A 14,337-nucleotide genomic window follows, 5' to 3' on the forward strand; every position below is an offset into this window, starting at 1 on the left:
GGCATACTCAAGATATTAGGTCGAATTCGCTAAATAAAAGTCCTGCAATCTCTTTTAGTTAGAACCTTTGGTTATGGGATTTTCTTTCACGCTATAAGTAAAAACGTCGCGATAATGTGAACTAGGTTCGAGATGCCAACGATGAGTAAGCTACACTCGGCGGCGCGCCACTATTTGGGGATTTAGAACAACCGCTAAACTTCAAAGTCACCAAGAATGAAGTTGTTCTGGATACCTTAGTTCAAACAACTTACGTGCGTGATAGGCAGTTAAGTTAGATAGTTAGAAAGAAAAACGCCCTTCACTAAATCAATGAAGGGCGTTTTAATGTATTCGAAACCGTTACTTAGCTGATTCAAACAAACCAGAAATACCTTTCAAAGGGAAAAGCCTTGCTTGCTCCAACCCTCTCAACGTTACCGTATTGAGGTCATCAATAAAGAAACGACTGGTCATCGTGTGTTTGCCGCCATTAATGAAAATCTCGATGACAGAATTGTCGATATACATCTCAATCGTCTGCTTAGCGTCCAATCTTGGTGCTTTTCGAATACCACCAAATTCTTCTGCGTACAAATGAGACATGTGACGACGGTCCAGCATAAACTCGTGCTCTGTCGCACTAAAGACGATGTTGTCACCTTTGAGGTTACTCAGCTCAAGTTCAAAGCCATCGCCCTCAAGGTCTAATTGGATCAAACAACTTGTGCTTTCCAGTGTATGGGATTGTGCAAAGACCACCTCTTCTTTTCTTAAACTCTTCAGCTCAGGGAGCGGAGCTTGAACAAGAAAACCATCTTTCAACGTTAGTTCTCTAGGAAGAGACAACATTCCTGCCCACTGGTGTGTGACCGATGGTGTGTCGATTTCTGGCAACCCTATCCATGCAATAAGAATGCGACGCCCATTCTCATCTAAATAGGTTTGTGGGGCGTAGAAATCAAACCCATAATCTGGCTGCAAAATATCTTGGTGGTTTTCTAAAATCATCGACTCTAGGTTCAACTGATCACCCACGATATACGCAACAGAATAGATGTTTTTGAAATCATAAGGATTATTACTGCTCACGCCCTGTGGAGAAAACAGCATCACCGATTGACCATTAATCTCAAAGAAATCAGGACACTCCCACATGTACCCAAGGTCAGAAAACTTGGTCTTGATAGGACCTTTATGCTGCCACGTTTTCAAATCTTTGCTTTGATAGAGCGCCATTGAACCATGCTCGGTTTTGGTTTGAGCACCCACCACCATCAAATAGTCGTCGCCTTTCTTCCAAACTTTTGGATCACGAAAGTGCTCCGTGTAATGTTCGTTCTCAATGACCACACCATGCTTTTCAATGTTGCCATCTGAATCCATGGTGGCAAAGCACTGTGTTGGAATTCGATTCCAGTTTTGGTCACGCTTATTACCAGTAAAAAACAGCAAAGCCTTGTTGTTTTCCACCAAAGCACCGCCCGAATAGACACCATGTGAATCGTAGTCTTGGTCAGGATGAAGACCCACGCCATGATCTTTAAAATGGATGAAGTCTTTAGTAGAAAGGTGGTACCAATACTTCATTCCATGGACTGGTCCCACAGGCGTCCACTGGTAAAAGATGTGGTGCTCACCATTGAAATAGCACAACCCATTTGGGTCATTTAACAGCCCAAATCTAGGGGCGATATGAAAACTAGGAAAGCCTTTATCTTGCTGACGTGAAAGTGTCATTTCTTCGATATCACACTGAGGGATTTGCTCAAGTCGACGATATCTTTGCTCCACAGTCCAACGGTTGTTTAAGCTCATAATTTTTCTCAACTGAAATTGGATCTGGAGATCATTGCCCAATAAATTGCAGCAATTCTGTCTGGGTCGGAAGCGCGGTCATTGCGCCTTTTTGCGTCGTCGCTAACGCACCACAGCCATTTGCCCATTGAATCGCAGAGCTAACAACAGGATGATTTTTCCAATCGTCATACCGAGACAGGCATGCCAGTAGCCCTCCGACAAAAGCATCACCCGCACCTGTGGTATCAATCGGACTAACGACTTGACCAGTGATCAGCTCACTCTGATTTTCAAAGACGCGCCAAACGCCTTTAGCACCTTGTGTCACCAAGACCAAAGCAATATTCAAAGCGGCTATTTGTTGTAAACCTTGCGCCATCGATGTTGAGTCAGTTAAGAACAAAAGCTCCTCTTCAGAGAACTTAACCACATCAGCCATCGCTACAGCCTTCATCACTACAGCTTGGATCTCTGATTGATCTTGCCACACTTCATCGCGCAAGTTAGGGTCAAAGCTAATGAAACCACCAGCGGCTTTTGCTCTTTTGATCGCCTCAAACGTGCTGCTTCTACTTGGCTCATTTGCCAGTGAAATTGAGCAAACGTGTAGCCAGTCACCTTGCTTAAAGTTTGGGATGTCTTCAACAGACATAAACTGATCAGCGCTCGGTTTTACCATAAACGTAAAGCTGCGCTCACCTTGCTCGTCTAAATCCACCACCACTGTTGATGTTCTTTGCTCAGGATCTTTAACGAGAAACTCCGTGCTCACGCCCTCTTGATCGAGCGTTGATTGCATGAAGCGACCAAATGGGTCATCACCTACACGTCCAAAAAACGCACTCTTACCAGATAGACGAGCAATAGCTACGGCGACATTCGCTGGTGCACCACCGGGACATTTGAGTAAAGAAGTCTCAGATTCCGGTATTAGATCGACAACAGCATCACCAGTTACCCACACTTGATTCATCTTGCTTACCTTGAAATTAAAGCCCTGATAGTCCAACGTGTTGAACACCTTCACTACCAAGTAAAAATTGAAAAAGGCTAGCCAAGCCATTAGTGCTTGGCTAGCATCCCAAACATTTAGGAAAAGAAGTGGATTTTGGGGGACTCCACCCCTAAGGAGTTCAGATTAAGCCGCTGCTTTTCTACCGACTTTAGCGCGGTCACGCATACCAAGAACAATGGTGAGAACAAATGCGGTCAAGAACGCGATCACCATACCCGCGATGTAGTACCCAATCTTCTCTGGCGTAATGGAAATGATGCCTGGAAGACCAGCTGCGCCCAATGCCTGAGCTTTCACATTAAACATTGTGATGAACGCACTTGATAACGCCGCAGCGCAAACTGCCGCAATAAATGGGTAACGTAGTTTTAAGTTAACACCAAACATAGCCGGTTCTGTAATACCCAGCAAACCCGTAACACCAGATGGAATCGCAATACCTTTCATCTTCTTATCTTTGCTCATCACGCCCACCGCCAACGCAGCCGCTCCTTGAGAAACGTTAGACATCGCCGCAATAGGAAAGATAAAGGTGCCGCCCGTCGTCGCAATATCCGCAAGAAGTTGAGTTTCAATAGCAATGAAGCTGTGATGCATACCAGTAATAACAAACGGAGCATAAATAAGACCAAATACCGCACCACCAACAAAGCCAGCAGTGTTGTATAGCCAGTTCAGACCATCACCCAATAGGAAACCGATATCACGCGTGAACGGACCGACGACAGTAAACGTCAGCAAACCCGCTATGAAAATCGCCAGTAATGGCGTTAAAAGGTTGTCTAAAACAGAAGGTATGACTTTACGTAAGCCTAGCTCAACCTTCGCAAGAATGAATGCCGATACCAAAACCGGTAACACCGAACCTTGATAACCCACTTTTTGGATTTCAAAGCCAAGAATATTCCAAACCGGAATGTTGCCAGACACAGATGCGCCGCCGAATCCCCAACCATTCAGCAAGTCAGGGTGAACCATCAACATACCTAGCGCCGCCCCTAAATATGGGTTACCGCCAAACTTCTTACTGGCTGAAAATGCCAGCAGAATAGGCAGGTAAACAAACGGCGCGTTCGCAAACGTGTTGATCATGTTCGCCAAGTCTGTCAGTCCTGGGTTGGCATCAATCAAAGATTTGCCATCAATGAACAAGCCTTGAGCAGTCAATAGGTTATAGATACCCATCAACAAACCACCAGCGACGATTGCTGGAATGATTGGAACGAAAATATCAGACAGCCCTTTCACCGCGCGCTGAACGATGTTTTGTTTCTCTGCGCCAGCAGACGCAACGTCGTTGGTGGACATTTCACTCATCCCCGTCAACTTCGCCATTTCTGCATAAACTTGGTTTACGATGCCTGATCCAAAAATGATTTGGTACTGACCCGCAACTTTGAACTGCCCTTTTACTCCTTCAAGGCTATCAATCGCTTGTTCATCTATTTTTTGCTCATCTGCAACGGCAAGGCGTAAGCGTGTCGCACAATGCGCAAGTGCGGTGATGTTGCTTTTACCACCTAATAGAGTTAACAACTCTTTTGCTACTGCCGGATAATTCATTTCATACCCCATTGGATTATTATCTGAGCTTGCGAAATTTTCGGGAACGTTTGCAAAACAGATTTTTGCTCAATAAAACCAAATGATCAAAGATAAAGCAGAGAGAATGTGAGAATGATCGTCAAATTCTCTCCCTAAGAGCAGTATAGGAGGTTAGAATCGCTACTTATCAAAGAGCTTTTCATCTTCTCTTTGCAAACAATCCCAAAAACGAAAAACAGAATGGATAGGAACAATGGCGAGTCTGCATGATGTCGCCCGTCTGGCTGGCGTATCAAAATCAACAGTGTCACGGGTTATAAACGATGAATATGGCGTAAAAGAAGCGACAAAACTGAAGGTCCGCCAAGCAGTAGCGGAGTGTGGCTATGTGCCGAACCAAGTCGCTAAAGATCTAAAATCTCAAAAGACCAATCTGGTTGGTGTCATTGTTCCTCGGGTTTCCTCTCATGCCACATCCCAAGGTGTCGATGGATTAACCGATGTCCTTGAAAAAGCCGGGAAACATGTCTTACTTGCTAGCACTCACCAAGCCCACGAAAAAGAACTGGAATACATTCAGATCTTTAACCAAAAACGGGTTGAAGGGATCATTCTTTACGCCACCCACCTCGATTCCAAACTGGTAAAAGCAATTCAAAACTCAGCCGTTCCAGTTGTGCTCGTCGGTCAAGATGGTTCCATGTTTAATATTCCAAGCATCATTCATGATGACGCACGAGTAGGGTTTGAAGCGGGAAATAGACTGGTTGCAAAAGGTTGCCAAACCATGGGTTTTATTGGTGTGCAAGGTGACGATATCGCGGTAGATAAGCAACGCTCTGAAGGATTTGTTCAAGCGCTACAGCATCATGGTTTTGAGATCGCCTTCCATGCTCGTGGTGACTTTACCATCGATTCTGGCTATTCATTGGCAAAACAACACTTAACAAAGAACCCTAAGCTAGATGGCTTGTTCTGTGCGACAGACCGTATTGCTATCGGTGCGATGAGAGCGATTCAAGAGCTCGGGTTAACACCGGGTAAAGACGTTTTAGTGCTAGGAGTTGGTGATGATGAGCTCGCATCAGTGTGCACCCCAACCTTATCAACATTTAACTATGCATTTGATAAAGCGGGTGAAAATGGTGCGAAACTGCTACTAGATAGAATTGCCAACAGAAGTTTTGAAATGAGTAAGATGGTACTAACCTTCAAAACAATTGAGCGTCAGTCCTGTTAATGAAAAAGCGCCAACTGAAATCAGTTGGCGCTTTTCTTATTACTCTTTGTCGGTTAGATCCCTTTAGAACCAAGTTTCCATTTGCAGTGCAAACAGAACTTCACCACCATCACCCATCGTTGCAGCACCCGCATCCTGGCTAATCGAGTAGCCATTCAAGTCTTCGCTCCAATCAACGTAGCTAACTGCAAAACGTAGCTCCGGACGGTCAAAGAAACCTGCAGCGGTAGACATCTTAAGCGTTGGTGCAATTGTCGCTTTGTAAAAACTGCCACTTGCTTTATCAATCGCATTGTCTAGGTCCATGTATTGGTATGAGCCTTCATAAACCATCTCAAAGTTCTGCGTAAACTCTTGCGCTAAGCGGATGTTGAACGATGCCCACGTAAATTCATCATTTTCAGCAAAGCGATCTTGGCTGTGTTCTGCTAGCAACGCAGGTGCTACACGCCAGTTGTCGCCGATGCGTGTTACACCATAGCTGAACAAGCGTACGGCTTTTGCGTCTTCTAACAAATCTCCGTTTGAACCGATGCCTTTAAGTTCCGCACCCAGTCCATCACCCATCAAAATACCGGTTTTAGAGAAGCCTTCACTCATGCCAAAGAAGTTATCGCCATGGTAAGCAAACATCGCATGTAAACCTTTGTCCGCTGCGCCTTCTACGCGATCATTGTTATCAGCAGACGTCATGCCGCTCAGCATCAATTGCCAATTACCGAAGCGGTTGTTCATTGTCGCGATATAGTTTTCAACATCTGTTGACGAGCTATCAATCTCACCAAAATCACGACCATAGATCGAGAAGTTTGCTTTCCACGAATCGCTCATTTGGACGTCATACACACCAGCACCAGTACCAGATAAGAAAACAATATCCGAGTCAAAGAAGTGAATGTCAAAGTTATCACGGTCAAATCGTTTACCAGCCCAAAACGTCGCGTCAGCAAAAGCTCTTGATTCAGAGAACATACTCAACTTGTTTAGCTCAGCATATACCTGACGAACGTTTAATTGACTCTCGCTCGCCGTCCATTCGTTATTGGTTTCCGTACTATCTGCCAACATGATTCGGAACAATGCGCTGGAACCATCATCTGCAAAACGTTTGTGAATAAGGTTTGCTTCCACATAATGATCATCCTCTACCCCTAATCGCCCAACTGGAGCGCCAATAGCACCAGCTGCCGTCATGTAAGGACCAGTACCCACTGCACCATTCAGATCGTCATTAATCAGTAGCCCGGAACGAGCGTAGCCATGAAACTCAAAGCTTGAGGCTTTCTCATTTGCTTCTGTGGATGCTTTTTCTGTCTGCTCAAGTCTCTGTTCTAATTCATTAATTCGCTTTTCAAGAGCGTCAACATCTGTTGCTGCGAATGCAGGTGCAGTAACCAGTCCAAGCGCTACTGCCATCGTCAAAGTGTGTAGTTTCATTTCCATAGTCTCACGTAAATTTATACTTAGGCATATTGCAAACGTTCCCAAGAAAAATCGCAAACTTATGGTGACTTTAAATGTCCATCTAAAGCCTGAATTTCAGAGCGCTCGTACTCAGAGCGTCTCTACTACTTATATCAATGAGGGCGATAATATATAAACTTTTCGGGAACGTTACCGCAAAGAGGTGATTTTGTTACTTCTATCACGTTCAATTGTGTTACTTACAGAAAAATCATTAACCAGCGCACATTTGAATTAATTGTTAGCGCTAGAGGAAGTAGTTTGAAGGTGACAGGCTACAAAGAAGGGGTTTAGTGTTCATTTGAGAGAATAGTGCTCACGCGCTTCCCTATGCTACTTGATGGTAACTCATCTCTATTTGTTGATGAAAAGTAGCAGCTAAGGTTGAACGTAACTAAGAGCGAAGCGGATCTCGATACCTTGGTTCAAACAACATGAAAGGCTGTTAACGCCCTTAACTTTCGTGAAGAGCGCTTTGCTATTCTAATTCAAGCTAACGAAACTCATTTTTGGAAAATTGAGTTGTAGGTTTTGCTAAATTAGCATTTAATGGACAATTATAGATGTTACAAATCCTTTTGTCGGTTGGCCAAATCAACCCACTCACTACATATTAGAAAGGAATCTCGACTTAATAGTTCTTCTCGGGCTTTCTCAGCTTCTCATTTTCATTACGCTTATTAAAACTGCGCTAATTAGTGTATTCGATATAGTCGCCTGTAAAAAGCGGCTCCCCGTCCTCTTTGATACTAGAGATAAAGACTGCTTTGCAATCCCGCCACCTGACGCCTCGACTGCATGATTTCATATTCTACTGTTACTAAAGAAAAGACAGAACTAGCAATAAATGCAACTTCTAATTTGGCTCTACTGTGAAAAACCACGACCCGATTAACCCACTAACATTAGCTTAGGTATTGCAAATTTCTAGTGTAGTGGTTGGATTCATTAACCCCATTGGTCAACTACTAAAACGGATCCAGCAAATCTTCATCAAACTTAAGTCCTTCTAGTCCATGCTCTTCGCACAAAAGCTTGAAAGATTCTGTAGCATAGAGCACTGTACAGCCTTGTAAGCGAGATTTGAATACATAGCGTGGTTCGATATCCTCTTCATCAAATTCAATGGTTTCCAGACCATCTTCAAAACCATCGGTATGTTTCTTAAGGCACATAGACTCATCTTCAGCGCCAAAACTAAGGCAATTAAAAGCATATATGGTTTCGTCACCAACGTTTATAGGCAAGAACTCCCCCTCAGACGCTAGTACCGATTCTAGCTTATCGCATGCACCTGCAGTTAGCGCTAGATATGTGCTATACCATGTTGATATGTCCGGCATCGTAGAGTTTTTTCCTAAAACATCCTCAAAATCGCCAACCACACCATCTTTCCAAATTGGTAGTAAAGGCTCATTAGTAGAAGGCTGCAGTCGGAGTTGCCTTACTAGCTTTTTATTACCAAGCTGATTAGCAAGATTCATAATATCCAGAGTTAGAGTTTTAAACTCCTCAGGGCGTTGCTTTAACTGGTAGATTTTCATGATTGACCGCTCCAGCTAGTGTCTTTCTTTTCAATAATTTTCTGCGGATATCCACCATGCAGAAGTTTGTGCTTTACTCTTTGTAAGCGACTAATCATTGCCTGCTCAGGCAGCATTGGAGAACTAAACGTATTCACAATCCATGATTCATAGTTATACCGATGTATCTCTCGATGAGCTGGTGCTTCACTGCCTGCCCAGTGACCTTTGTCATTTTTATAGCGAGGTAGCCAAGCGCCATTCAACGGGTCATTGATTCCAATACCGTGAGCATGAAGAGCTAATCGTGTCACAACAAGTCTAACCTGCTGAAACCGCCCTTTACCCGGAATGATATGATGTGGGTCATGGATGCTACTCGGCTTAGGTTCACCAACTGCAGTGAGATTACGAGCCAGCACACAAGTCGGATGATGAGCCTCCTCGAACAACTCATCTTCATCTTTCAACTTGTTTTCAGCACGGCATGTTTCAAGATCCTGCTGTAGCATCACCTGAGAAGTGATCTTTTTTCGCTCATGCTGAAGGTGTGCCCAATCCTTTTCCAAAGCATCAGTACGCTGCTTGCAAGCTTCTTTAGATTCATTGTTAAGCGCAACACTATTCTTTTTGTCGTGATATTCAGGCCGCTTGACATTCGTAGTAATAAATAACCAACTCTAATGCAGATGGGTTGCTAGGTCGAATAGGCTTTGGCGTATACTTCACAATTCCTTCCTTGTATGTTTGGTCAATTAGATGTGACTGGCACAACAGCTTTAATAAGAGCTGTAAGCTACCAGAAAACAAGTGGCTACAAAACACTCAATACAATCAGTTTCTTCGCTAATAAAAGTAAGCAATTATACCTTCCATCACGTACTATTGACTGATTCCACTGAATCATTTAGGAGCAAAAAAATACCAGCAGGTCAATTAATGTTCCTCAAACAAAAACGCCCTTCACATAAATAAAGGGCGTTTGTTATTTGACGTTTTGATTAACGAGCTATAATACCAACCCACCGTCAATCTTGAGCACTTGGCCTGTGATGTAGGCGCTCTTGTCTGAGGTTAGGAAAGAGACGCCATTGGCAATATCTTGCACTGAGCCCATGCGCCCTAATGGGGTTTTGCCTTCCATCATTTGAATGACTTTCTCTGGCAGGTTCTTGGTCATGTCGGTGGCGATAAAGCCTGGCGCGACACAATTAACGCGTATCTGTGCACCCTTTCTTGAAAGTTCTTTCGCCCAGCCTTTGCTCATTGAGATGACGCCGCCTTTACTTGCGCCGTAGTTGCTCTGGCCGATATTACCATCCGTTCCCACTATAGAAGAAATGCTAACAATACTGCCTGTGCCCTGCTCTAGCATGACAGGAGCAACACGTTGGGTGAGTAAGAACACCGCTTTTAGGTTCACGTCGATCACGCTGTCCCAGTCTTGCTCTAACATGTCTGGCAACAGTGCATCTCGAGTGATGCCCGCGTTGTTAACCAGAGCATCGATTCTTCCGTGCTGCTCTACAACACTTTCTACCACTTCACTGACAGCTTCGGCATCACACAAGTTGACTTGATAACTGCTTAGCTGCGCCGACTGGCTCCATTCCACGGGCGATATGTCTAGCCCGATTACGTGGAATCCATCCTCCAGTAATTGCTCACAAATCGCTTGGCCAATACCACGAGCCGCACCAGTGACTACTGCTACTTTTTCCGGTTTCATCTTGGTCTTCCTTAAATGTTGAGATTACAAATTCGCTTGTATCCCTAGCGTTTTTTGTTTTTATGCCTAGTCGCGTTACAGCTGCGCTTCTCATACGCAGGGTCTTTTATATCTTATAAAAACTATAGAAACAGTCTGGGAGTCGAATGTGAACTAATCAAGGCAACTTGATGACTATGGCAAGATCAACGTAAGAAAGTGTGTTGGAAGGCGCAAAGTTACACGATTGGAGGACTTGGATAGAAAAGTATTGGTCTGATTAATCAAATACTACTTCATCAGACCAATATTACTTGTCTCTTAATCTCTTACAAAAGCTGGTTTTGTTATTTTCACCAGAAAAGGCTGAAGCAAGAGATTAAACAACATGCCAGCAATAAACAGGGTGATCACAATACTCGCACCACTCGGTAAGTCATAGCGAGCCGATGCGGCAATACCCGATAAGATCCCAACAATACCAATGCTGATACTAGCGACAAAGAATCGAGTTCCCTTCAATGCTGCCGCACATAAAGCTGGAATAACCAACAAAGCAAATTCTAAATAAATGCCGGTTAACTTGACCGTAATGGGCATCAGGATTGCAAAGATCAGATAAAAACCACTACCGCGCATAAACGCAGGTTTTAACCAAACCAATAGCAACATCGCAGCGGTAATGAGTGCCAAAGGCCAAACGTCTGCCCAAGTCGCCCATAACAATTGCCCATTAAGAATGCCTTGAATAAAGTCTCCGCCGTGTGGGTCTTTACTCACCAGCAGGATCGCCAGCGATGCAGACACGACAAACAAGCTGCCAATCATGGGCTCTAAATGTTGCTGGTATCGTTTCTCCATTAAGGCAATCAAACCGCAAAGCATCAAAGACATCACCCAAGGGCCAATCATTTCGCCAAAGAATGAGCCTGAGAACAGCGCGTATTGGCTCAACCAGTAGTGGCTTAGTGCTGCCCCCAATGCCGCGACTTGCGCCACCGCCAAATCTATAAAGATGATCTGACGATTAAGAACTTGTTGCCCCAGAACGATGTTGCCAACCAACGCAATTAAACCACACAAAACCGCAGGTAAAAGCCATGTATAATCCGCCATGACTTAGATCTTCTCAGGAACGGGCGGCACTAACACATCCAGTAAATCATCAATGACCTGATCGTACATCTCATCCAAGCTTTCACCCTCAGAAACGGTCAATGGCAGTTGAATCACAGGTTTGTCAGTATGATCTTGCAACCAGTTCGCTGGACGCTGATCCTGATGAGAGGAGTAAACAATCGCATCAAAACTGTCGGCATTTAACTTGGTGAGTGATTGCAGGTGAGATGTGGTCGGTGAAATGCCCGGTTTAGGTTCGAGATCGGCAATCTGCTTCATTCCGAGCCAATCGTACAAATAACGATACGTCGCGTGATAACCGACAACTTGCTTACCCTTTAAAGCAGCCCCTTTCTCATTCCATTCTTTAAGCTTTTTACGCCAATGAGCACGAAACTTCATACCATTCACTTGGTAACTTTGTGCGTTGTCGGGATCAATCGCTTTTAGGCGCTCCGTGACTTTACGAGATAATGGAATCATGTCATTTGCCGCAAATTGAACATGTGGGTTACCGTGAGCGTGTATATCTCCCATGCTACGGTCAACGTGAGCATGAGTATCTAACATGCGCACGAAGTCCGTCGCGTAGATCATGCTCGGCGCACCATTTTGCACCGCCGCATTGCTGCTACGAACTTGCAGCATAGGTAACCACCCCACCTCTAGCTCTGCGCCCGAACACATTGCCATGTCCGCTTGGCGCATCTTTGCAATCAAAGAAGGACGAGCTTGTACGTAATGTGGGTCTTGCTTAGCCGTTGTCGCTGAATAAATACTGGCATCTGGCGCGTGGCTTTCAAGAAAGGCTTTCCATTCTGGCTCACAAACGAAAATGTTTAGAGCCGAAGCAGGCGAAGCAATGATGGCAGCTCCTGCCGCCATCATCACCAAACTGCATTTATTTAATGTCAGCTTAGAACGCATGAGCACCGTGCGCTCCAAATGTCATCACGTATTGCAGAGTGAACACGTTGTCTGTCTCACTGTCTTGGTTATCAATGCGAGTGTATTGCGCGCGGATAGTACCGAAGTGAGAAGAATCCCATGCGATCATCGCATCCATTTCTTTATCATTCAGCTCAGTAAAATGCATGTGGTCGCCATGTGCATGACCATCGTAGCTTTCTGCTTCGCCGTAACGTAGACCTGCTGACCAGCTTGGGTTGAAGCGATAAACACCCGAAACATAGTAAGCGCTTAAGTTGTCTGGTGACTCTGCATCGTTTTTATATTTGCTATCTACCACACCGTCTAACAGCATGTATTCAGCCGATAGCGTGAAGTTGCTGTATTTGTAATTACCGTCTGGTGCCCATTTCCAAACAAAATCAGCACCGTAAAGGTTCGCACCTGTCACTGCTGCGCCATGATGGTGATCGTGCTCATGCTCTTCTTCATGACCGTGGTCGTGATCTTCGAATTCTTTAACCTTGCCGTTTTCGTTACGCAGGTAACTTAAACCAAACTGCCAACTTGAAGATTCGGAGAAGTCACTACCAAGCTTCAGCGTCGTGGTGTACACGCCAACTTCAGAACCTTCTTCGACAGAAGACATTTTGCTACCACTGAGCGCTTCTACACCAAGTTTTACATAAAGGTCGGTTGGCAACACGATGTTTGCACGTACACCATCATCGTAGTAGTGCGAGCCAAGGAAAGTACGATAAGCAATTGGACGCTCAACAAAGCTATCGGTGTGCATGTGTTGGTTGTTCAGGTAACCAAAGTCAGATAGGAATCGGCCAGCGCGCACGTTTACACCATATGGCAATGCCAAAGTTTCGATGAATGCCTCTTCAAGCTCTAATTCTGTCTCATCACCATGACTTTCAAGAACCGCGGTCAATGCGCCGTAAAACTTGTCGTCGATATTTGATGAGAAGTTTAATTCCGTATGGCCTAGACCAAAGCCTTCTTCGCGCTCAGAATTATGACGTTGGCCATCTTGGTAGTAGCCATCAACAACAACACCAATCTGTGGGTTCGATAGTGTGTCGGCAAAAACAGGGGATGCAAAAATGCTACCGATCACGAGAGACACCAATTTCTTATTCACTACTTTTTCCTTTTTGTTATGTTATAACATTTAATTTTTCGATGTTATAATATAACAATTCTCATTACACAAGCAGAAATTTAAATTAGGCTCCGATTTCATGTTCGTACTCAATCCATGAATTGGGCTATCAACAAATGAATCAATTGATGTTTTTTATACGTATACTAATGAGAATTAGTAATTAAATAAGTAACGGAATTTCAATATGTTGAATATGGATTTTTCAAAAAGAATCGTGATAGATACTGCTCAACAGGAGTGGATCGCCAGCCCTTCCAAAGGTGTGTGGCGCAAACCTTTGGAACGAGAAGCCAAAGAATCAGGGCATACCACCAGCGTCGTTAAGTACAAGCCAAATTCGCAGTTTTCGACTCATCCTCACCCTCGAGGAGAAGAAATATTGGTGCTCGAGGGAGTATTCTCTGACGAATACGGTGACTACCCTGCTGGCACTTACCTTCGTAACCCTCCAGGAAGTCAACACGCACCATTTAGCAAAGAAGGCTGTGTGATTTTAGTTAAACTAAATCAGTTCGAATCTGAGGATCTTGAAACAGTTCGCATTAATACAAACCAAGCGAGCTGGCAGAGTGGTGTCGGTGGGTTGCAAGTCATGCCTCTGCATCATTTTGAGCACGAACATGTCGCGTTGGTTAAATGGCCAAAAGGTGAGAAGTTTCAACCACACCGTCACTTTGGTGGTGAAGAAATTTTTGTGTTATCGGGGGAATTTAAAGACGAGCTAGGAACCTATCCTCCCTACTCTTGGATACGCAGTCCACATATGAGTGAGCACTTTCCTTTTGTAGAGCAAGAAACGGTCATTTGGGTAAAAACAGGCCACCTGCCACTCCAAGCTCCTGCTCAGCAATCCTAGTGTTT

12 protein-coding genes and 1 pseudogene are annotated in these 14,337 nt (G+C 44.4%); 3 read left to right on the top strand and 10 right to left on the bottom strand.

Going from position 1 to position 14,337, the window contains the following annotated elements; all coding sequences use genetic code 11:
• Positions 1-158: 158 nt before the first annotated feature.
• Positions 159-278 (top strand): annotated as a pseudogene (locus tag R7044_RS02215) (dihydrofolate reductase); the annotation flags it as partial.
• Between the two features lie 64 nt (positions 279-342).
• Here the strand turns inward: R7044_RS02215 and R7044_RS02220 are convergent.
• From R7044_RS02220 to R7044_RS02230, 3 genes are all read right to left on the bottom strand, one after another.
• Positions 343-1,797 carry a sucrose-6-phosphate hydrolase gene (locus R7044_RS02220; RefSeq protein ID WP_064376209.1) on the bottom strand — a complete coding sequence of 485 codons (1,455 nt, stop codon included), beginning with the start codon at positions 1,795-1,797 and terminating at the stop codon, positions 343-345.
• Between the two features lie 31 nt (positions 1,798-1,828).
• Positions 1,829-2,752, bottom strand: a complete 924-nt coding sequence (locus R7044_RS02225) for an aminoimidazole riboside kinase (protein ID WP_064376208.1) — start codon at positions 2,750-2,752, stop codon at positions 1,829-1,831.
• A 165-nt stretch (positions 2,753-2,917) separates the two neighbouring features.
• The gene (locus R7044_RS02230) at positions 2,918-4,357 is read right to left on the bottom strand and encodes a sucrose-specific PTS transporter subunit IIBC (RefSeq protein ID WP_025767958.1); all 1,440 of its coding nucleotides are present in this window, start codon (positions 4,355-4,357) and stop codon (positions 2,918-2,920) included.
• A 235-nt stretch (positions 4,358-4,592) separates the two neighbouring features.
• Here R7044_RS02230 and R7044_RS02235 point away from each other — a divergent pair, with 235 nt between their 5' ends.
• On the top strand, positions 4,593-5,579 hold the full coding sequence (locus tag R7044_RS02235) for a LacI family DNA-binding transcriptional regulator (protein ID WP_005373712.1): 987 nt from the start codon (positions 4,593-4,595) through the stop codon (positions 5,577-5,579).
• 63 nt (positions 5,580-5,642) lie between these two features.
• On the opposite strand, the gene R7044_RS02240 is transcribed toward R7044_RS02235, so the two are convergent.
• From R7044_RS02240 to R7044_RS02270, 7 genes are all read right to left on the bottom strand, one after another.
• Positions 5,643-7,016, bottom strand: a complete 1,374-nt coding sequence (locus tag R7044_RS02240; protein WP_031781088.1) for a carbohydrate porin — start codon at positions 7,014-7,016, stop codon at positions 5,643-5,645.
• Between the two features lie 995 nt (positions 7,017-8,011).
• A complete protein-coding gene (locus R7044_RS02245) occupies positions 8,012-8,587 on the bottom strand; it encodes a hypothetical protein (protein WP_033906347.1) in 576 nt (191 codons plus the stop codon).
• Positions 8,584-9,135: an AHH domain-containing protein gene (locus R7044_RS02250; protein WP_050550087.1), complete on the bottom strand. Its 552-nt coding sequence runs from the start codon at positions 9,133-9,135 to the stop codon at positions 8,584-8,586. Before R7044_RS02250 ends, R7044_RS02245 begins: the two co-directional genes overlap by 4 nt.
• Before the next feature lie 440 nt (positions 9,136-9,575).
• Positions 9,576-10,295: a 3-oxoacyl-ACP reductase FabG gene (gene fabG, locus R7044_RS02255; RefSeq protein ID WP_017633598.1), complete on the bottom strand. Its 720-nt coding sequence runs from the start codon at positions 10,293-10,295 to the stop codon at positions 9,576-9,578.
• 300 nt (positions 10,296-10,595) lie between these two features.
• Complete coding sequence (locus R7044_RS02260; protein WP_085569167.1) at positions 10,596-11,390, bottom strand: metal ABC transporter permease; 795 nt, start codon at positions 11,388-11,390, stop codon at positions 10,596-10,598.
• Positions 11,391-11,393: 3 nt separating this feature from the next.
• Positions 11,394-12,320: a metal ABC transporter solute-binding protein, Zn/Mn family gene (locus R7044_RS02265; RefSeq protein ID WP_205391233.1), complete on the bottom strand. Its 927-nt coding sequence runs from the start codon at positions 12,318-12,320 to the stop codon at positions 11,394-11,396.
• Complete coding sequence (locus tag R7044_RS02270; protein ID WP_205391234.1) at positions 12,310-13,452, bottom strand: hypothetical protein; 1,143 nt, start codon at positions 13,450-13,452, stop codon at positions 12,310-12,312. Before R7044_RS02270 ends, R7044_RS02265 begins: the two co-directional genes overlap by 11 nt.
• A gap of 208 nt (positions 13,453-13,660) precedes the next feature.
• Here R7044_RS02270 and R7044_RS02275 point away from each other — a divergent pair, with 208 nt between their 5' ends.
• Positions 13,661-14,332, top strand: a complete 672-nt coding sequence (locus R7044_RS02275) for a cupin domain-containing protein (protein WP_205391235.1) — start codon at positions 13,661-13,663, stop codon at positions 14,330-14,332.
• Positions 14,333-14,337: the final 5 nt, after the last annotated feature.

It is taken from the genome of Vibrio sp. 1402, assembly GCF_033340275.1.

Excerpts from the sequence above, each read along its gene's own strand:
- R7044_RS02245 (WP_033906347.1), bottom strand. The coding sequence starts at position 8,587 with ATGAAAATCTACCAGTTAAAGCAACGCCCTGAGGAGTTTAAAACTCTA.
- R7044_RS02260 (WP_085569167.1), bottom strand. The coding sequence starts at position 11,390 with ATGGCGGATTATACATGGCTTTTACCTGCGGTTTTGTGTGGTTTAATT.
- R7044_RS02275 (WP_205391235.1), top strand. The coding sequence starts at position 13,661 with ATGTTGAATATGGATTTTTCAAAAAGAATCGTGATAGATACTGCTCAA.
- R7044_RS02230 (WP_025767958.1), bottom strand. The coding sequence starts at position 4,357 with ATGAATTATCCGGCAGTAGCAAAAGAGTTGTTAACTCTATTAGGTGGT.
- fabG (WP_017633598.1), bottom strand. The coding sequence starts at position 10,295 with ATGAAACCGGAAAAAGTAGCAGTAGTCACTGGTGCGGCTCGTGGTATT.
- R7044_RS02225 (WP_064376208.1), bottom strand. The coding sequence starts at position 2,752 with ATGAATCAAGTGTGGGTAACTGGTGATGCTGTTGTCGATCTAATACCG.
- R7044_RS02265 (WP_205391233.1), bottom strand. The coding sequence starts at position 12,320 with ATGCGTTCTAAGCTGACATTAAATAAATGCAGTTTGGTGATGATGGCG.
- R7044_RS02220 (WP_064376209.1), bottom strand. The coding sequence starts at position 1,797 with ATGAGCTTAAACAACCGTTGGACTGTGGAGCAAAGATATCGTCGACTT.
- R7044_RS02235 (WP_005373712.1), top strand. The coding sequence starts at position 4,593 with ATGGCGAGTCTGCATGATGTCGCCCGTCTGGCTGGCGTATCAAAATCA.
- R7044_RS02240 (WP_031781088.1), bottom strand. The coding sequence starts at position 7,016 with ATGAAACTACACACTTTGACGATGGCAGTAGCGCTTGGACTGGTTACT.